At 58.8% G+C, this 17,338-nt stretch carries 13 protein-coding genes; 7 read left to right on the forward strand and 6 right to left on the reverse strand.

Annotated features, from left to right (window positions below; genetic code table 11):
- Positions 1 to 330 precede the first annotated feature (330 nt).
- Together JKL45_RS24890 and JKL45_RS24895 are read right to left on the reverse strand one after the other, a co-directional pair.
- Positions 331 to 1,161, reverse strand: coding sequence for a class I SAM-dependent methyltransferase (locus JKL45_RS24890; protein ID WP_201864494.1), 831 nt, complete (start codon positions 1,159 to 1,161; stop codon positions 331 to 333).
- 205 nt (positions 1,162 to 1,366) lie between these two features.
- Positions 1,367 to 2,707, reverse strand: a complete 1,341-nt coding sequence (locus JKL45_RS24895; RefSeq protein WP_201864495.1) for an ATP-binding protein — start codon at positions 2,705 to 2,707, stop codon at positions 1,367 to 1,369.
- A 267-nt stretch (positions 2,708 to 2,974) separates the two neighbouring features.
- Here JKL45_RS24895 and JKL45_RS24900 point away from each other — a divergent pair, with 267 nt between their 5' ends.
- From JKL45_RS24900 to JKL45_RS24915, 4 genes are all read left to right on the forward strand, one after another.
- Positions 2,975 to 3,772, forward strand: a complete 798-nt coding sequence (locus JKL45_RS24900; protein ID WP_246498928.1) for a WecB/TagA/CpsF family glycosyltransferase — start codon at positions 2,975 to 2,977, stop codon at positions 3,770 to 3,772.
- A gap of 14 nt (positions 3,773 to 3,786) precedes the next feature.
- Positions 3,787 to 4,947, forward strand: a complete 1,161-nt coding sequence (locus JKL45_RS24905; protein ID WP_201864496.1) for a GNAT family N-acetyltransferase — start codon at positions 3,787 to 3,789, stop codon at positions 4,945 to 4,947.
- Positions 4,948 to 5,189: 242 nt separating this feature from the next.
- Positions 5,190 to 5,330 carry a hypothetical protein gene (locus JKL45_RS24910; RefSeq protein ID WP_201864497.1) on the forward strand — a complete coding sequence of 47 codons (141 nt, stop codon included), beginning with the start codon at positions 5,190 to 5,192 and terminating at the stop codon, positions 5,328 to 5,330.
- A gap of 468 nt (positions 5,331 to 5,798) precedes the next feature.
- Positions 5,799 to 6,869, forward strand: a complete 1,071-nt coding sequence (locus JKL45_RS24915; protein WP_201864498.1) for a calcium-binding protein — start codon at positions 5,799 to 5,801, stop codon at positions 6,867 to 6,869.
- Positions 6,870 to 7,570: 701 nt separating this feature from the next.
- Here the strand turns inward: JKL45_RS24915 and JKL45_RS31070 are convergent.
- Both JKL45_RS31070 and recG read right to left on the reverse strand, forming a co-directional pair.
- Positions 7,571 to 7,852, reverse strand: coding sequence for an HvfA family oxazolone/thioamide-modified RiPP metallophore (locus JKL45_RS31070; RefSeq protein WP_446685716.1), 282 nt, complete (start codon positions 7,850 to 7,852; stop codon positions 7,571 to 7,573).
- 25 nt (positions 7,853 to 7,877) lie between these two features.
- A complete protein-coding gene (gene recG / locus JKL45_RS24920; protein ID WP_201864499.1) occupies positions 7,878 to 9,995 on the reverse strand; it encodes an ATP-dependent DNA helicase RecG in 2,118 nt (705 codons plus the stop codon).
- An 88-nt stretch (positions 9,996 to 10,083) separates the two neighbouring features.
- Between recG and JKL45_RS24925 the strand changes: the two genes are divergently transcribed.
- The 3 genes from JKL45_RS24925 to JKL45_RS24935 all read left to right on the forward strand — a co-directional run bounded on the left by JKL45_RS24925 (position 10,084) and on the right by JKL45_RS24935 (position 14,853).
- Entirely contained in the window at positions 10,084 to 10,380 is a 297-nt protein-coding gene (locus JKL45_RS24925; protein ID WP_201864500.1) for an FAD assembly factor SdhE, read from the forward strand.
- A gap of 76 nt (positions 10,381 to 10,456) precedes the next feature.
- Positions 10,457 to 13,978, forward strand: coding sequence for a transcription-repair coupling factor (gene mfd / locus JKL45_RS24930; RefSeq protein WP_201864501.1), 3,522 nt, complete (start codon positions 10,457 to 10,459; stop codon positions 13,976 to 13,978).
- Positions 13,978 to 14,853 (forward strand): serine hydrolase domain-containing protein, encoded by an 876-nt coding sequence (locus tag JKL45_RS24935; RefSeq protein WP_201864502.1) that lies wholly within the window; start codon positions 13,978 to 13,980, stop codon positions 14,851 to 14,853. The genes mfd and JKL45_RS24935 overlap by 1 nt, the downstream gene beginning before the upstream one ends.
- Here JKL45_RS24935 and JKL45_RS24940 read toward each other — a convergent pair.
- On the reverse strand, positions 14,850 to 15,194 hold the full coding sequence (locus JKL45_RS24940; protein WP_036345807.1) for a hypothetical protein: 345 nt from the start codon (positions 15,192 to 15,194) through the stop codon (positions 14,850 to 14,852). The two genes, JKL45_RS24935 and JKL45_RS24940, sit on opposite strands and share 4 nt — an antisense overlap.
- Positions 15,195 to 15,322: 128 nt before the next feature.
- A complete protein-coding gene (locus tag JKL45_RS24945) occupies positions 15,323 to 17,131 on the reverse strand; it encodes an extracellular solute-binding protein (RefSeq protein ID WP_201864503.1) in 1,809 nt (602 codons plus the stop codon).
- Positions 17,132 to 17,338: the final 207 nt, after the last annotated feature.

Below are 17,338 nucleotides of genomic sequence, written 5' to 3' on the forward strand. Positions count from 1 at the left end.
TTGCTCACGTCGCGCCACACGGCGTATCACCTGCCGGGGCTCTAACGGCGGCTGGATGAAACTTCAGTGGCAGGTCACTAGCGACATCAAGCTGAAATGCGCAAACATCGTCCTGCCAAGATGGCCAATGTTAAGAATGGATGTTGCGCTATCAAGATATACAATTTTGGTGCAACCAGACTGTCAGCTGTCGAAACTTCGCCGCTGAAAACGGGATACACTTATGAGCTAAACTAAAGCGCTATGGTAGCAGTTCAGTTCTAAGTGGACTAGCAAGTATAGCTAGCCACTATAAAATTATTTTTAAAAAATTGGAGCATAAAAACCGATCTACCTAGCATAACAGCGATAGTAGATCCAACCATCGGCACAACAATTATATTCATTTTCCTGCATTTGCTTGCCCTGACGGTTGAATGCTTGAATGTCGCCAAACCCGGCGCACTCAAGCTGCTGCAATTGTTGTCTTATCCCGATATAATATGTCAGCAATCTGTATCCATTTCCCGGATCGTTTATAATTGCATACTCGTCAGTCTGTGTTTCGAACTTGGCGCGCATCGAGTGTCTCATTATGCCAATCCCGTATCGCAATACAGAGGTCGGTACAAAGATTGGGCCCCCGCTTGGATTGCGTCGCAGGTTACTTAAATCCCAGGGCTTTCTGACTTTTGCGTTCCTGTTGTGCGATGAGAAAATAAATGCTCCGGACTTCGACAAGACACGGGCAATCTCGGCTAAGATGAGCATACGGTCCGAGTGACTGACATAATCAATGCCATTAAAGCTGAAGAGTATGAGATCGAATGAATCGTCTGCAATGTCAGACAGCGAACGTGCATCACGCACTTCAAAATCAACCGATGGATAACGCTCTTTGCAGACCTTGATCATTTCCGGCGAGTAATCGATACCAATATAATTTTTGCTGATATCCAGTAGGTGGGAAGTAGTTCGGCCACTTCCCACTCCGATGTCCAGAATCCGCTTATTTCGAAACTTCGACTGAAGTGAGGTAAGAATAGCTCGCTCTGCAGGCTGAAGATCAGTGCTATTCTTGTAATCAAGAACGACCGATCCAGCACGATATGCCGCGAAGTTCGTACCGGAGATATCGTGCGGGGCCTCTTTACGTGCAGAACTTCCTTTGAGCGCATTCATGACTTACCCCTCGTATAAATTGTATTGGTGACATGATCACTACCCTGCTAGGCTATGCTCTACCGGAGCTTTGAATTTTGAACACGTAACAACTTTCCTGCGATACCCTGATCAGTGGAAATATGCTGCGGATAGCCAGTCTCTTCTTAGGGTTACTGTCCGTGGCTACTTCACGCGAGGTGCGCACATCTGGAGACAGTGTCTCTTATCCTTGCGGAGCGACTTGTGCTTTTAACCGGGCCAGAGAATCTTTGACTTTCGAATTCCAGAAGCCATTCACGAAGGCTCCAACAATTGGAGTGGGATCTGCCAAGAACTCTATTGCGTCTTTTCTGACCTCGGCGAGTGTGTATCCCTGCGTCGTCATCATGCTTAAACCCACACGACTGAACAGATCATGCGTGGATAAGTGCCGCCCTCTGGTCAGACATTCTGGCTGTTCAGCGGCAAGTCCCAATGATGCAAGGCCCGCGGATACAAAATCCAGACCGCAATTGCGTGCAGCGCTGACACGACGAAAGAACCGGGGATTGCATTCAAGGAGGGCAAGTTGACCCGATATCTTATCATAGCGTGCGTCAAAATTCATAACTCCAGTCAGTCGAGCATGAGACACGATCCGCCTGCCGGCCTCGAGGAGTTCCGGAATGAAAGAAAAATGTGTTGACCAGTGTCCGTCGCAGTAAAAAGTAGTCCAGTTGCGGATGTGTCCGTTTTCGGCAAAGACGCTGAGCCCAACGTCGGCACCAGGCATATATTTCTGCACAAGCAGCCCATCATTACTATACCGCGACGCTTCTGCGAGGGCTGATGCCAGATCGCCTTCACTCTGAACAACGCAAATCCCATCGCCTCCTGACGCATTGACGGGTTTTACGACACATGGAAAGCCAATCGCCGCACGCACCTCTTCGATAGCGGCGTCTGAGGCGGATGAATACAACAGCGTCCTCGGGGTAGGTACATCGCACTCTGAGCAAAGTTGTGCGAACCGCCATTTGTCGTTGAGAGCCTCTATCAAATAAAGGTCAGACATCGGGAAGATTGGCACTCTCAACCTATCCCGAGCGCGTGCCAAGATCTTAAGCCCAGCAACCGAACTCGCGAGAATGACGTCGATTGGCGCTCTCTCTGCTTCAGTATTGATCACATCGACAATAAGGTTCACATTCTCAAATGCATCGGCGCTTGCCAGAAGCGTGCGTGATACATGGGATGAGAATCGTACCGCCGAACGTGGCCCGCAGATCAGGAGTGTTTCTGCGCCCAGCGCTGAGAGACTCCGCAGGACGGTATGTCCCAGATCTCCAGGAGGGGAAAGCAGGACCACTCTCAATCGCCTTGATGAACCATACCGGGATTTTCCTATGGATGATTGCTTTGGCAAGTTGGCAGCGTGTACCATTTCTCTCTCTTCTACAGAAACAGCTTGACGGGAACGCGTGATCGTCACGTCGAAAAGAGTTTTGCGTCTCCCTGTCCTGTTGGACAACAGCCCCTTTTTGAGAAGGCCCTGGTCATCTGAGGGTAATCCATAATTTTCCATTGTTTATAGCGGCGCCTAAAGTTCTTACATTTGCACAATATGATGCGCCAAAGCGACCAGAGCCACGCGCTTCATTGTGGACCAAGGTCCGAGTAACAAGGCTGATCAGGCGTCAATCGCACATGAAGTAATACGCATTAGAAATCGCAATGAATGAGTTCTTGGGATCATATGTCCTTAATCGCGACATGAGCCATACGTTCTACGCATCACTGGTTCTGCTCTCCGATTGACATGCAGCAGCTAGCCATTGAGGCCGCCCCCGCCATGACACTTGCGAATAGTTTGTTGATCGACAGCGGAGATGTTGGACGTGCACGCACAGTGCGCGTCGGCGGCATTCATACTGCCTGTTTGACCAAGTCGGAGTTGGTAGGCCGCATGATCGATGACTGTTACGCTGCTCGAGGCGGAACGCTGCTGCCCAAGCTCGTATTCGCCTCGAACGGATCTGTCATCGCGCGGTATCATAAGGAGCCATCATTCAAAGCGCTCGTCGACCAAGCTGATATCATTGATGCAGACGGAATGCCCCTCATCCACGCTTCGCGCATCCTCGCAAGCATCCCGCTACCGGAACGTATTGCGACAACAGACTTCGTCATTGACGCGTCAGAAGCAGCAATTTCCTCCGGACTCCGCTTCTACTTTCTCGGCGGGAGGGAGGAGGATAGTTGTCGCGCTTATGATTATTTCACGGAACGGTTCCCAGGCCTGAAGTTGGTTGGAAGACGTAACGGATACTTTCAGCAGGGTGAAGAAGCCTCAATCTGTGAAGAGATTCGCTATAACGGCGTTGATGTGCTTTGGGTTGGTCTTGGCAGCCCACTTCAAGAAAGCTTTGCAGTGAGAAACCGGTCACGTCTTCAAGGTGTCGGCTGGATCCGGACGTGTGGCGGATTGCTCGACTACTACTCCGGGCGCTCACCGAGGGCACCGCTTTGGATGCAGAAGGCGGCCTTGGAGTGGCTCTTCCGAAGCGTCTTGGAGCCACGCCGCCTGGGTAGCCGCTACTTACGTACCAATGTGCCGGCGCTATATCATCTTCTTACAAAGACGGGGTAGTCGAGCTTCGAAGCATGACCGCCTGCAATGGCACTGCTGCGTCGGCGGCATGTAAGCTCAATGCGGCTGGGGGAAAGGTGATGATGGTATCCTTGATTTCGGAGTTCGGCTCGCGGAGCCTTGCTGCATCGAAAACGACGACCCAAGTTGTTGATACGGGGGAGGGGCTGACTGCGATCCTTGGTGAGTGGCGGGCACTCCAAGCATCATATGGGAGGTACCCATTCACGGATGCGACATTAATCGACGCGTGGTGGCGTATTCGTGGTGAGAAGGATGGTGAGAGGCTCCATATCGTCACCTGCCGATGGAACGGTTCTCTTGTCGCCATTGCCCCCCTTTCCATCACAAGAAGACACGGGCTTCGTTTTCTGCGTTGGGCTGGTGGCGACATGTTTGATTATTGTGATTCCTTAGCCATAACCGACACTGTCAATCACGATCTGTGGAACTCGGTTCGCAAGTCGGGCAGATTCGATGTCGCACTTTTGAAGACCATTCGTCCCGAGACATCGACATATGGGGTGCTGAGTGCGTTCGCGAGACCTGCCCGCACCAGCATGACTCATGCAATCTGTTTCAACGACGATGGGAAAGCGGCTTGGCGTGAGCAAGGAAAGCGTTCCCGTTTTCGGCGTACGCTGCGCAAGCTCGAGGAGAGGGGGCCTATTCGCTTCGAAGTAGTAAGGGAAGGTCCTGTCCCTAAAGCACCTTTTGCCGCATTGATCCAACAGAAAACAGCATGGGCCGCTCGGCTTGGAAAAGTAGGTCTATTCGACAACCCACATGCAGCTGCGCTGATGCTCCAAGGAATAGCCGACTCCCTAGCCGCTGCAGGTAACCTCCATTTTTCGTGGCTGCAATGCGGGGATGACATCATTGCAGTCCACCTAGGGTGCGCTTTCGGGAATAAACTTTATTATTACATGCCGAGTTATGACTTGGAATGGTCAGACTTTTCTCCGGGAAACTGCCTTTTGGTAAATTTGGCTGAGTGGGCCAATAGGAATGGTCTCGACGAGATGGATTTTTTGCGCGGCGGGGACGCTTATAAGGAAAAGTTTGCGAATACCAGCCGAGAGCTCAGCGACTTCACTTTCCCCGGTTCTGTCATTGGCTATTTAGCCGAGCCCCTTCTGAATTCACTCTTATTATCACGCTCAAGCTCGGAGTAGTGAAATCAAGCCTGCTCACTGGGGTGAGATGTGAGGGTCGCGACCAGCTTCGTATTGCCCAGGCGCGTTGGCGGTTTCGGGTGTGGTAGGGGTTCATGGGTGCCAGCCGCTTTGTGGTCCTGGACGAGACCGGCACCACCAACATGACGCGCTGCTACCGCAGGGCGCCACGCGGGGAGCAAGTGGTTGGTGCTGTACCGCATGGGCATAGGCTGAATATCACTTTGGCGGCCGGGCCGCGAATGAACTGGATTATCGCACTGCTCGTGATCGACGGCGCTATAAGAGGTGAGATCTTCCGGGCGTGTGTCGAGCAGATGCTGGCTCAGGCCCTCACGAATAGCGATGTGGCCGTGCTCGGCAATCTTGCCGCTCAAAAGTAACGGGGTTGAGGAGGCGATCCGAGCTGTCGGAGCAAGCTTGCTGATGCGCGAGGCCGCGATACCATGGTTCGAGCTGTGCGGAGCCTGAAGCAGGGGCATTCTAGAAAGAGTGTCTCTACTATCGATGTTAGGTTTATTGCCCTTAGCGTCTTTGAGCCATTTTTCATGAATTGGATTGTTGCCGTTGTGTAGTTATCACTAGTAATTGTGCTGCTATTTTTCATGATGATGATTGTATAAGTTCACTTGGTTTTTTGCACGATAGGATTACTTTCTGATTGCATCAGATATTAGATTCTTTCGATGCGAAGTTTCCGATATGTCTTTTTGCGAGACCTAATTTATCGGAAATACCGGCCATATTCTTGCCATTATAGCCCTCCAGTGAGCTTCGCCGTAGCGGTCGTAGGGCCCGCTACGTAGCGGTCATGGGGCCCGCTACAACAAAAAAATAAGAGAGAATTTATAATGTCTAAGGGTACTTACGACGATTTTTTTCATCTATTGGCTGTTCGCGAATCCCGCGGTGTCTTCAATGCAAGCCTTGAACCAAACTACAAGGCTCTCGGAGACAACGGTCTGAACTACCTCGGCGCTTTTCAATTCGATGAATGGGCCATGGAGAACATGGGCTACTATCGCGAAGACGGCGATATGAATGCTCCTATCAACTGGAAGGCCGGCTACTTCACCGGGAAAGACGGCATCAACAGCATGCAAGACTTCCTGAACAACCCCCAGGAGCAGCTTGATGCCGCTCATCAATGGATGAACGAGTTCGTCTGGGGTTGGGTGAAAGGCGCGGGCTTGGAGAAGTACATTGGTACGAAGCTCGATGGTATTGAAATCACGGCTACGGGCCTTTTGGCTGGTGCCCATCTTCGCGGTGCAGACGCCGTCAAGCAGCTCCTTTCAAGCGGTGGCTCAAGCGATCCGGCCGATCCGTATGGTACGCCCGTCTCCGTCTATGTGAAAAACTTCTCGGGCTACAACAGCCCGTTCGACTCCGGTGGGTCGGCTCCGACTCCTACTCCAGCGCCTACTCCTACTCCTACTCCGATACCGAATCCTACTCCGACCCCCACGGCGGATACCGAGGCCAAGTATCCGGTGGGCGGCTACAAATATGCTCTTAACGGAACCAGCGGGTCCAATGAACTCAAGGGTGGTATGGGCAAGGACAAGATCGACGGCAAGGGGGGCAGTGACGTTCTTACCGGTGGCTGGGAGTGGGACGCATTCGTGTTCTCCACCAAGCTCGGCTCCAAGAACGTGGACAAGATCACCGATTTCTATTCGCCAGAGGATGTATTCCTGCTCAAGGGTACAATCTTCACGAAGATTGCTCCCGGCGAACTGAGTGCCAATGCGTTCCATGTTGGCACTAAGGCCATGGATGCTGAAGATCGCATCATCTACAACAAGACGACGGGTGCGTTGTCTTATGATGCCGACGGCGTCGGGGGTGCGGCAGCAGTTCGTTTCGCGACTCTCTTGAACAAGACATCCATCTCCGCTCACGACTTCTTCGTGTTTTAATGCGCTACGTGTGTCGCCCTGTCGGCATGCCGACAGGGCGACACACGTCCGTTATGGGCTGCGTCCGTCTATCGAGCCGTGGCTTGATTGCGCCATACGTTCGAAGCTCGATTGATCTGAAGCATCTGTTGAATGGGTGCCTTCCAATGTGCTGGGTCCGCCATCCAATTCAGTTATCCTGGCTCAAGCCTTCAGCTGAGCCGTGTCCAGGTTCGCTGAGCCAACTCCAACATGTCGCATCCCAACCGCCGCTCATCGTTCGCTGCTCGAACGCTTTGCCGCCCAGGGCATATTTCTCTTCTAAAACCGCGCACTCGCTGGATGGCGTACATATCCGAAAATATAGCGAAACGCCTCCGGGAACTGCGCATAGATAGTACCGAAGTTATGGCGGCCGTTATAAATTCGGAGCTCTCCGGGCTGCTTGCTTCGAGTCCAGAACTCATAGAAGAACGCAGCATGAAAGTGTATCATGAGTTCGTCGTCTCCTGTCCCGATGTAGATCGGCATGGTTATATGCTTGGCAAAGAATGCCTCCAGGAGTGTGGGATAGTTGGGGGACTTCCACACATCTGGGTCGAATTGGTTTTGGCGTTGGTCGTTATCGCGTGATTGGTGTGTTGGTAGCACTGGTCGTGGATTGGCCTTACGAAACTGCCGTCGCGCTTGCCAGTATGCCGTTTGGAGGATCCTTACCGGCGCTAGCCGCAGGTCTCAGCTTGGCCTATCGGCGAGGGAGCAATGCGGAACGCGCACGCGAATAGTTCTTCCTCCGGCGGCTCGCCGCAGGTGCCTAGAGCTGTTTCCGCTAGCATGGGATCAGCGCCTTTCTTTGCTTCGCCGCATTTTACAGTAAATCGAAACCGCTTCGCTGAAGAATGCTCTAGTGCAAAGCACTGGTCCGTGCTTCGCATGCACGGTAGAGGACATTCGGTGGGCCACTCCAAGTGCTCCTGCATAATCGAACGCTTCGAATTGCGCATGTGCAGCAATAGTAAGTAGGTAGCTTTACCCTGCACGCAGCAGCCGAATTGCGGAGTCACGCTCGAACAGGTAGAGCAGCACCCGCAAGGCCTGCCCGCGTTCGCTGACGAGGTCAGGATCCCGATCAACGATCAGGCGGGCGTCGTCACGAGCCGCGCCAAGGAGGTCGCCATCGACCTCAAGTCGCGCCAGCTTGAAGCCCGGCGTGCCCGACTGGCGGGTGCCCAGCACCTCGCCTTCACCGCGCAGCCGCAGATCCTCCTCGGCGATGCGGAAGCCGTCTTCCGTCTGGCGCATCATCTCAAGCCGCGCCTGTGCGACTTGGCCCAGCGGCCCCTTGTAGATCAGCAGGCATGTGGAGGATTTCGAACCGCGTCCGATACGCCCACGCAACTGATGCAATTGCGCGAGGCCGAAGCGTTCCGCATGCTCGATGACCATGACGGTGGCGTTCGGCACGTCGACGCCGACCTCGATTACGGTGGTGGAGACCAGGATCTTGGTCTGACCGCCCGAGAACCGCTCCATGGCGGCGTCCTTGTCCCGGCCCGCCATCTTGCCGTGCACAAGGCCGACTTGATCCCCGAAGAAGCCTTTCAGCATCTCGAACCGCTCCTCGGCGGCCGCAAGATCGATGGATTCCGACTCGCCGACGAGCGGGCAGACCCAGTAGACCTGATCTCCATTGGCGATGGCCCGCCCGATGCCGCCGACCACCTCGTCGAGCCTGTCGATGGCGATGAGCTTCGTGCTGATGGGCTTACGGCCCGCCGGCTTCTCGCTCAACACCGACACGTCCATGTCGCCGAAATAAGTGAGGGCCAGGGTGCGCGGGATCGGGGTCGCCGTCATGACGAGGATGTCGACGGCTTCGCCTTTGGAGCCGAGCGCGAGACGCTGGTGCACGCCGAAGCGGTGCTGCTCATCCACAACCGCGACGCCCAGGTCATGAAACGCGACACCTTCCTGGAACAAGGCGTGGGTGCCGACCGCAATCTGGATGCTGCCATCCGCGAGGCCGGCGAGAATCGTGCGGCGCGTGACCCCCTTCTCGCGTCCGGTGAGGAGGGCGATGGTCAGCCCGGCCTGTTCCGCCATCGGCGCAAGCCGCTCGTAGTGCTGGCGGGCGAGGATTTCGGTCGGGGCCATCATGGTGGCCTGACGCCCGGCCTGGATGGCGCTCGCCATGGTGAGCAGGCCGACGACGGTCTTGCCCGAGCCCACATCGCCCTGAAGCAGCCGCAGCATCTTCTTGTCGGAGACCAGATCCTGGCGAATGTCCTCGACGGCCTTTTCCTGCGATGCCGTGAGACCGAAGGGCAGGGCGGACCTCAGGCGCTCCACCAGACGCCCGTCGCCCGCGTTCACCCGGCCCGGCAGCCGCCGCATGCGGCTTCTCACGAGAGCCAGGGCCAGCTGCGAGGCCAGCAGCTCGTCATACGCGAGGCGCCGGCGCGGGGCGGATTTGGCGAGCGCGTCCTCAGACAGCTGAGCAGCATTGTCGGGTCTATGAAGGGCAAAGAGCGCCTGTCGGAAGTCGGGCAGGGCATTGCGGCCCAGCCAGGCGGGATCCTGCCATTCGGGCAGGTGCGGGACCCTCTCGATCGCGGCGCCGATATATCGCCCGACCATCCGCGAGGAGAGACCCTCGGTCAGGCCATAGACAGCCTCGACCGCCGGCAGATTTTCGATGCCGCGATCGTCGAGGATCCGGTCCGGATGGACCATCTGCCGACGGCCTTCCCAGAGTTCGATTTTACCGGAGACATAGCGGCGCTCGCCCACCGGAAGAATCTTTTCCAGGCGGGGCTTCTGGCCGTTGAAGAAGATCAGCGTCACATCGCCGGTCTCGTCCTCCACCAGAATCCGGTACGGCGCCCGGCGGCCGGGCGGGGGCGGGCGGTGCGCGACGACGCTCACGGACAGGGTGACCGGTTCGCCCACGGGGGCATCAGCTACGGAGCCCTTCATCTCCCGGGAAATACCGCTGCTCGGCAGATGGAACAGAAGGTCCGCGACACGCGTGGGCTTGCCCGGTTCGCCGAGGAGGCGATCGAGTAGGGGGGCGATCTTCGGGCCGACGCCGGGCAGGGTGCTCGCCGGGGCGAAGAGCGGATCGAGAATGGAGGGACGCAGTGACATTCAAATGGGTAGCAACTGGAAGGGAGATGGTTATATAGCGGCCAAGCCGCCCGGAGGCGACGGCTAGTTATCAGATCGGAGCATCGTCATGAGCGGAACGACACGCAGCAGCGCCGGGCTCGATGTTCGCCGCAGGCAGATCCTTTATCGCTCCTGGCACCGGGGCATGCGGGAGATGGACCTGATCATGGGCCGCTTTGCCGATGCGGAGATCGGGGAGCTCTCCGAGGAGGATCTTGCCGAGTTCGAGCGGCTGATCGAAGTGACCGACCGCGATCTCCTCGGCTGGATCACCGGCGAGATCCAAACGCCCTCGAACTACGATACGCCCCTGTTCCGGCGCCTCAAGGCATTCCATACCCATAGGTCGCCGATCCACAGCTGACGCTTCAGCAGCCCTTTTTGACCGAACCGGGCGGAATCGCCCGCGTTCCCTTTGATCTCTGGCCTGATATCTCACCATGAAGCCTGCCCTGACCCGCGCCCTCGATGCCCTCAAGAAGGGCCAAAGCCTCACCTTGTCGGGCGTGCCCGATGGCTTCGATGCCCTGGCCGTCGCCGATCTTGCGCGGGGCCTGTCCGGGCAGGTCGAGGGGCCGGCCGTTCTGGTGCACGTGGCCCGAGATGGGCAGCGGCAGCAGAACTTCGCCAACAGCCTCGGCTTCATCGCACCCGAAATCGAAATTCTGACGTTCCCGGCCTGGGATTGCCAGCCCTATGACCGTGTGTCGCCCAATGCCGCGATCACCGCGCAACGCATGACCACATTGGCGCGGCTCGCCCGCTCCAACACCTCCGAGGACAAGCCGCGCATCCTCTCGACCACGGTCAACGCCCTCGTTCAGCGCGTGCCGCCGAAGGCCCGCATCGCCGCCGAGACATTCTCGGCTGCACCCGGCAACGTGGTCGACACGACCCAGCTGGTGAACTGGCTGGAGGCCAACGGCTTTCTCCGCACCGGAACCGTGCGCGATACCGGCGAATATGCGGTGCGCGGCGGCATCATCGACCTCTTCCCGGCAGGATTGCCGAACCCGGTCCGTCTCGACTTCTTCGGCGACGCCCTCGAATCGATCCGCGCCTTCGATCCGGAGACGCAGCGCACGGTCGGAACCCTGCGCTCCCTCGATCTCGTCCCCATGAGCGAGGTTCAGCTTACCACCGAGAGCATCAAGCGCTTCCGGCAGACCTATGTGGCGGCTTTCGGGGCACCGACCCGCGATGACCGGCTCTACGAGGCGATCAGCGAAGGGCGGCGCTATCCCGGCCTCGAACACTGGATGCCGCTGTTTCACGATCACCTCGACACGCTGTTCGACTACCTGCCCGGCATTCCGGTCGTATTCGATGCTCTGGCCGACGATGCGGAAGGCGAACGTCTCTCCCAGGTGAAGGACTACTACGATGCCCGTCGGGAAGGCATGGGCCAGAACCAGCCCGGCGTCGCGCCCTATCGCCCCCTTCCGCCGGACGCTTTGTATTTCAAGCCCGAGGAGTGGTCGGAACGCACGGCCTCGCTGCCGCTCGCGCGGCTGACGCCCTTCGCGCTCCCCGAATCCTCCGGCCGACTCGTCATCGACTGCGAGGCGCGGCAGGGCCGCAACTTCATCGCGGAACGGGCGGACGAGAACGCCAACGTGTTCGAGGCGGTCATCGGGCATATCCGCGACCTCCAGTACGCCAAGAAGCGCGTCATGCTGGGCGCTTGGTCCGAAGGTTCTCGTGAGCGCCTCTGCCACGTGCTGCAGGACCACGATCTACGCCAGACGAAGCCGATTTCCCGGTTTTCGGAGGCGCTGGCCTATCCGCGCAACGAGATCCCGGTCGGCATCTGGCCCCTGGAATCGGGCTTCGAGACTGCGGACCTTGTCGTCATCAGCGAGCAGGACATCCTGGGCGACCGGCTGGTGCGCCAGAAGCGCAAGTCCAAGCGGCCTCAGGATTTCCTCACCGAGGTGGCGGCGCTCACACCCGGCGATCTCGTGGTCCACGTGGATCACGGCATCGGGCGTTTCGAAGGGCTCAAGACCATCGAAGCGGCAGGCGCGCCGCATGACTGTCTGGAACTGCATTATGCCGGCGGAGACCGCTTGTTCCTGCCGGTGGAGAACATCGAGCTTTTGACCCGCTACGGGTCGGAGGAGACGGAGGTCCAGCTCGACAAGCTCGGCGGCGGCGCTTGGCAGGCTCGCAAGGCGCGGATGAAGAAGCGCATCCGCGAGATGGCCGGCGCCCTCATGAAGATCGCCGCTGCCCGCATCCTCAAGGACGCACCGCGCCTGACGCCCCCGGAAGGTATCTACGACGAGTTCGCGGCCCGCTTCCCCTATGACGAGACCGAAGACCAGCTCAATGCCATCGAGGCGGTGCTGGACGACATGGGCTCCGGCCGTCCCATGGACCGCCTCGTCTGCGGCGACGTCGGCTTCGGCAAGACGGAAGTTGCGTTGCGCGCTGCCTTCGTGGCGGCCATGAGCGGCAAGCAAGTGGCTGTCGTCGTGCCCACGACCCTTCTGGCGCGCCAGCACTACCGCACCTTCTGCGACCGCTTCCGCGGCCTGCCGCTCAATGTGGCCCAGGCATCCCGCTTCGTGCCCGCGGCCGAGATGAAGAAGACCAAGGAGGGGCTGACCGACGGGTCCGTCGATATCGTCATCGGCACCCATGCGCTTCTCGGCAAGGCCATCAAATTCAAGGATATCGGCCTCATCATCATCGACGAGGAGCAGCATTTCGGCGTGACCCATAAGGAACGCCTGAAGGAGCTACGCGCCGAGGTCCACGTGCTGACCCTCTCGGCCACGCCGATCCCGCGTACCCTGCAACTGGCATTGACCGGCGTGCGGGAGCTTTCGCTGATCACGACGCCACCGGTGGATCGGCTTGCGGTGCGAACCTTCATCACGCCCTTCGACCCGCTCCTCGTCCGCGAGGCGCTGCTGCGCGAACGCTACAGGGGCGGGCAGGCCTTCTACGTGGTACCGCGCCTCGACGATCTCGGCGAGGTGAAGGCCTTCCTGGACAAGGAGGTGCCGGAGGCCAAGGTGGCGGTCGCGCACGGTCAGATGGCGGCCGGCCAGCTCGAGGACGTCATGACGGCCTTCTACGAAGGCAAGTACGACATCCTGCTGTCCACCACCATCGTGGAATCGGGCCTCGACATCCCGACCGCCAACACGCTGATCGTGCACCGGGCCGACATGTTCGGCCTGTCGCAGCTCTATCAGCTGCGCGGTCGCGTCGGGCGCTCCAAGACCCGCGCCTATGCCCTGTTCACGGTGCCGGCCAACAAGTCCCTGACGGTGCAGGCGGAGCGCCGCCTCAAGGTGCTCCAGACCCTCGACACCCTGGGAGCGGGCTTTCAACTTGCCTCCCACGACCTCGATATCCGCGGCGCGGGCAACCTGCTCGGCGAGGAGCAGTCGGGCCATATCAAGGAGGTGGGCTACGAGCTCTACCAGCAGATGCTGGAAGAAGCGGTGGCGCAACTCAAGGCCGGCATCGAGGAGCCGACGGAAGACCAGTGGTCGCCCACCATTGCGGTCGGCGCGCCGGTCATGATCCCGGAGAGCTACATCGCCGATCTCCAGCTGCGCCTCGGTCTGTACCGTCGCCTCTCGACCTTCGAGACCGACCAGGAAATCGATGCCTTCCGGGCCGAGATGGTCGATCGGTTTGGGCCTGTGCCGTCCGAGGTCGATCAGCTTCTCAAGATCATGGCCATCAAGGTGCTCTGCCGCAGGGCTAATGTGGAGAAGGTGGATGGCGGGCCGAAGGGTATCATCATCTCGTTCCGTGACAACTCCTTCGCCAATCCGACCGGCCTCATTTCCTATGTCACCGAGCAAGCCTCGTTTGCGAAGGTGCGGCCGGACATGAAGATCGTGTTCATCCGGGACATCGAAACGCCGGATGAGCGCATCAAGGCCGCGACCACGATCCTGCGCAGCCTTGCTCGGATTGCGGAGAAGAAGGCCGCCTGATGGTCGAGGCCTGGGCTCTCGTTGAGCATGGTGTCGTGATCGACAGCCGCGAGGCCGATCGGCTCGTGCCCTGGTGGAGTTTCACGAAAACGGTTCTCGCGGTCGCGGCCCTGGTGCTCGTCCGCGACGGCCTTATCGAACTGGACGAACCGGTCGAGGGCAAGCCTTACACGCTCAGGCATCTGCTCCAGCATCGCTCGGGTCTGACAAACTACGGCAGCCTTCGCGCCTATCACGAGGCCGTTGAGCGTGGCGATGATCCTTGGCCGGTTCCCGAGCTGCTCACTCGCCTCGATGCGGATCGACTACGATACCCGGCAGGCGAGGGGTGGGACTATTCCAATGTGGGTTATCTGGTCGTGGGCCGATTGATCGAGACCATGGCCGGCTCCGACCTGAGCGCAGCCCTGCAGCGTCTTGTGCTGGCGCCGCTCGGGATCGGAAGCGCGCGCATTGCTCGAAAGCGGTCGGACCTTGAAAACGTTAGCATGGGAAGCGCGGAGGGCTACCATCCGGGCTGGGTCTATCATGGGCTGCTGGTGGGCACCGTTGCGGATGCAGCGCTTCTGCTCCACCGCCTGCTGGATGGCAGCCTGCTGATGCCTGAGCTGTTGCAGGAGATGCAAACCCCGTTCGTGCTCCCCGGACCTGTGCCAGGGTGCGCCTGGCTGATCCCCGGCTATGGGCTAGGGACTATGACGGGTGAGACGACATCGGCTCTCAAGGTAGCCGGGCACACGGGTGGCGGGCCGGGCAGCACGATTGCGGTTTACCGGGACCTTGGCGGCTCAACGGCACGAACAGCCGCCTTCGTCAGGACGAGCGAAGATGAGGCTAAGACGGAAGAAGGAGCCTTCCGGCTCCTGAAGGGCTAGAGATCCGGCGCTGCGGCGACGCGGACGCTGAGCTGGTTCTGGAGCATTGTGGCGGCTCCGCTCAAACCACCCGTGATGATGACGGGGGTTCCGCTCTCTCCCAGGTTCTTGCGCAGGCGGCGGGCAAGGTCGAGGAAGCGCTTGCGCTCGGCCCAATCGGCATGGCGTGGCATCTGGAGCACTACGGCGGCCGGGCTCGGAATCAGAGCCAGAACGTCGTCGGCAGCCTCGAAGGGAGTGGTCACACTCGCATAACCCATGCCGGCCAACTCGGCGGACAGAGCGCCATCGGGGGCGCGCTCGCCGCTATCGACAACGAGGACCTTCGGCATTGCGTTCATGACGATACCCTGCAGTAAGACGCGACAGTGGGACAGGAGGTACTCACCTAACGTCGAAGCAGGGCATTAGTTTCATCTTCTACATGAACGGAAGCTCAACAATGGGCGCCTCGGGACGTCAGAGCGAGTCAGGGCGCCTGCCGCCACCAAGTATCGATGTTGGTCCCCATGAGCGGCACGGTCCCAGGTTTCCTGAGCTCGCTGCTATAAGCAAGCCATTGGTCCTTCAGGTAAAACAGCGGAACCACATAGGAGCCGGATAGCAGAGTGCGATCCAAGGCACGGACGGCGGAGACGAAATCCTCACGGCCTTTGGCTTCCAGCAGCGCATCGATCAGGCGATCGATCGCCGGGGCGACTACCCCGGCATGATTATGGGACCCGCTCCTTTGCGCCGCAGCGGAGCCCCAGCGGTTGCGCTGCTCGTTTCCGGGCGACAGAGAGGCAGGCCAGAGCCACTGGACCATATCGAAATCGAACCGGGCCAGACGCCGCCAATACTGCACGTCGTCCACGAGGCGCACCCGTGCCTGAATGCCGATCCGGCTCAGGGACTGGGAGAAGTTCAAGGCAAGCCGCTCCTGTGAGCGCGAGTTGACCAGCATCTCGAAGCTGAAGAGCTCGCCGGTTTTTTTCTTCCGTAGAATATCATTGTCGAGCACCCAGCCGGCATCAGCCAGAAGGGCGAGCGCCTTGCGTGCCATATCCCTGTCCCGGCCAGAACCATCGCCTGCCGGCGGCTCCCAGCGGCCTTCGAGAATGTCCTCGCGGACGGGCGATCGAAACTCCTTCAACAGTACCCGCTCGGCTTCATCGGCAGGGCGGCCGGGGGAGGCGAGATCGGAGCCTGAGAAGTAGCTGTTCGACCGGGTGAGTTGCCCGAAGAAGAGATTGCGGTTCACCCAATCAAAGTCGAACATATAGCTCAGCGCCTCACGCACCCTCACGTCGCTGAAGAGCGGCTTTCGAGTGTTGAAGACGAAACCGTTCATGCCTTTCGGCAGCCGTGTGGCCATGGTTTCGCGAACGATACGTCCGCTCCTGACCGCAGGAATGTCGTAGCCGGTGGCCCATTGACCCGGATCGCCTTCGATCCTGAAATCGTAAAGTCCGGCCTTAAAAGCTTCGAACAAGCTGTTGGCATCTCGGTAGAAATCGTATCGGATCTCGTCGAAATTGTAGAGGCCGCGGGTGATCGCCAGATCCTCGCCCCAATATTCCTTGCGCCGAGTCAGCACCAACCGCTCACCGGGCTTCACTTCGGTGAGAGTGTACGGCCCAGAACCGACAGGCGGGGTGAGGGAGGTCTTGTCGAAGGCATCAGCGTCGGTCGCGTGAGCCGGAAACACCGACATCATGCCGATCAAGAGCGGCAATTCCCGGTCGTTCGAGCCCGAGAGATCGAACCTGATGCGGTGCAGGTCGAGAATCTCGACCGCCTTCACCTGCCCGAAGCTCGACCGGTGAAAGGGCTTGCCGTTCTTCTTCAGCATCTCGAACGAGAAGCGCACATCCTCGGCCGTCAGCGGATGACCGTCGGAAAAGCGGGCGCGGGGATCGAGGTGGAAGGTGATGAAGCTCCGATCCTCCGGCATCTCCACGCCGCGGGCGAGCAGGCCGTAGATCGTAAAGGGCTCGTCGGCGGAACGCATCATGAGAGGCTGCAGGACGTAGCGCGGCACCACGTCAGGGGCCACGCCCAGGACGATCAAGGGATTGAGGCTGTCGAAGGTGCCCTGCAGGGCGAGCGTGATTCGTCCACCTTTCGGTGCCCGTGGGTCGGCATAGGGCAGGTGCTCGAAGCCGGGCGCGAGCACAGGCTCTCCGTGCATCGCGATGCCATGCCGCAGTGGGGCGGCCCCCTCAGCGGCAGCACCAAAGGTCATGAGGGCAAGAGCAGCCGAAAACAGCAGATTTCTGATAAGCCAGCGGCTCATGGCTTTCCCGATGCGAGTTCTCGCCTGAGCAATGTTGTACAGAATTTTGCCCAGGGTGACTGGAAACCTACCACATGAAAGGTTAAAGGAGCGCCACGCGTCTTGTCTTCGCCACATTGGGCAAGGATTTGACCACGTCATCACAGGTTAAGAACGCGCCGGATCAACGGCCACTTCGAAATCCGACCTTTCGACTGAAGAGGATCT

It is taken from the genome of Microvirga soli, assembly GCF_016734765.1.
Classification (GTDB): Bacteria; Pseudomonadota; Alphaproteobacteria; order Rhizobiales; family Beijerinckiaceae; genus Microvirga; species Microvirga soli.

Bases quoted from the DNA above. Each gene is read 5' to 3' on its own strand.
- JKL45_RS24890 (WP_201864494.1), bottom strand. From the start codon at position 1,161: ATGAATGCGCTCAAAGGAAGTTCTGCACGTAAAGAGGCCCCGCACGAT.
- JKL45_RS24905 (WP_201864496.1), top strand. From the start codon at position 3,787: ATGACCGCCTGCAATGGCACTGCTGCGTCGGCGGCATGTAAGCTCAAT.
- JKL45_RS24915 (WP_201864498.1), top strand. From the start codon at position 5,799: ATGTCTAAGGGTACTTACGACGATTTTTTTCATCTATTGGCTGTTCGC.
- JKL45_RS31070 (WP_446685716.1), bottom strand. From the start codon at position 7,852: ATGCGCAATTCGAAGCGTTCGATTATGCAGGAGCACTTGGAGTGGCCC.
- JKL45_RS24900 (WP_246498928.1), top strand. From the start codon at position 2,975: ATGACACTTGCGAATAGTTTGTTGATCGACAGCGGAGATGTTGGACGT.
- recG (WP_201864499.1), bottom strand. From the start codon at position 9,995: ATGTCACTGCGTCCCTCCATTCTCGATCCGCTCTTCGCCCCGGCGAGC.
- JKL45_RS24945 (WP_201864503.1), bottom strand. From the start codon at position 17,131: ATGAGCCGCTGGCTTATCAGAAATCTGCTGTTTTCGGCTGCTCTTGCC.
- JKL45_RS24935 (WP_201864502.1), top strand. From the start codon at position 13,978: ATGGTCGAGGCCTGGGCTCTCGTTGAGCATGGTGTCGTGATCGACAGC.
- JKL45_RS24910 (WP_201864497.1), top strand. From the start codon at position 5,190: ATGAACTGGATTATCGCACTGCTCGTGATCGACGGCGCTATAAGAGGT.
- mfd (WP_201864501.1), top strand. From the start codon at position 10,457: ATGAAGCCTGCCCTGACCCGCGCCCTCGATGCCCTCAAGAAGGGCCAA.
- JKL45_RS24925 (WP_201864500.1), top strand. From the start codon at position 10,084: ATGAGCGGAACGACACGCAGCAGCGCCGGGCTCGATGTTCGCCGCAGG.
- JKL45_RS24895 (WP_201864495.1), bottom strand. From the start codon at position 2,707: ATGGAAAATTATGGATTACCCTCAGATGACCAGGGCCTTCTCAAAAAG.
- JKL45_RS24940 (WP_036345807.1), bottom strand. From the start codon at position 15,194: ATGAACGCAATGCCGAAGGTCCTCGTTGTCGATAGCGGCGAGCGCGCC.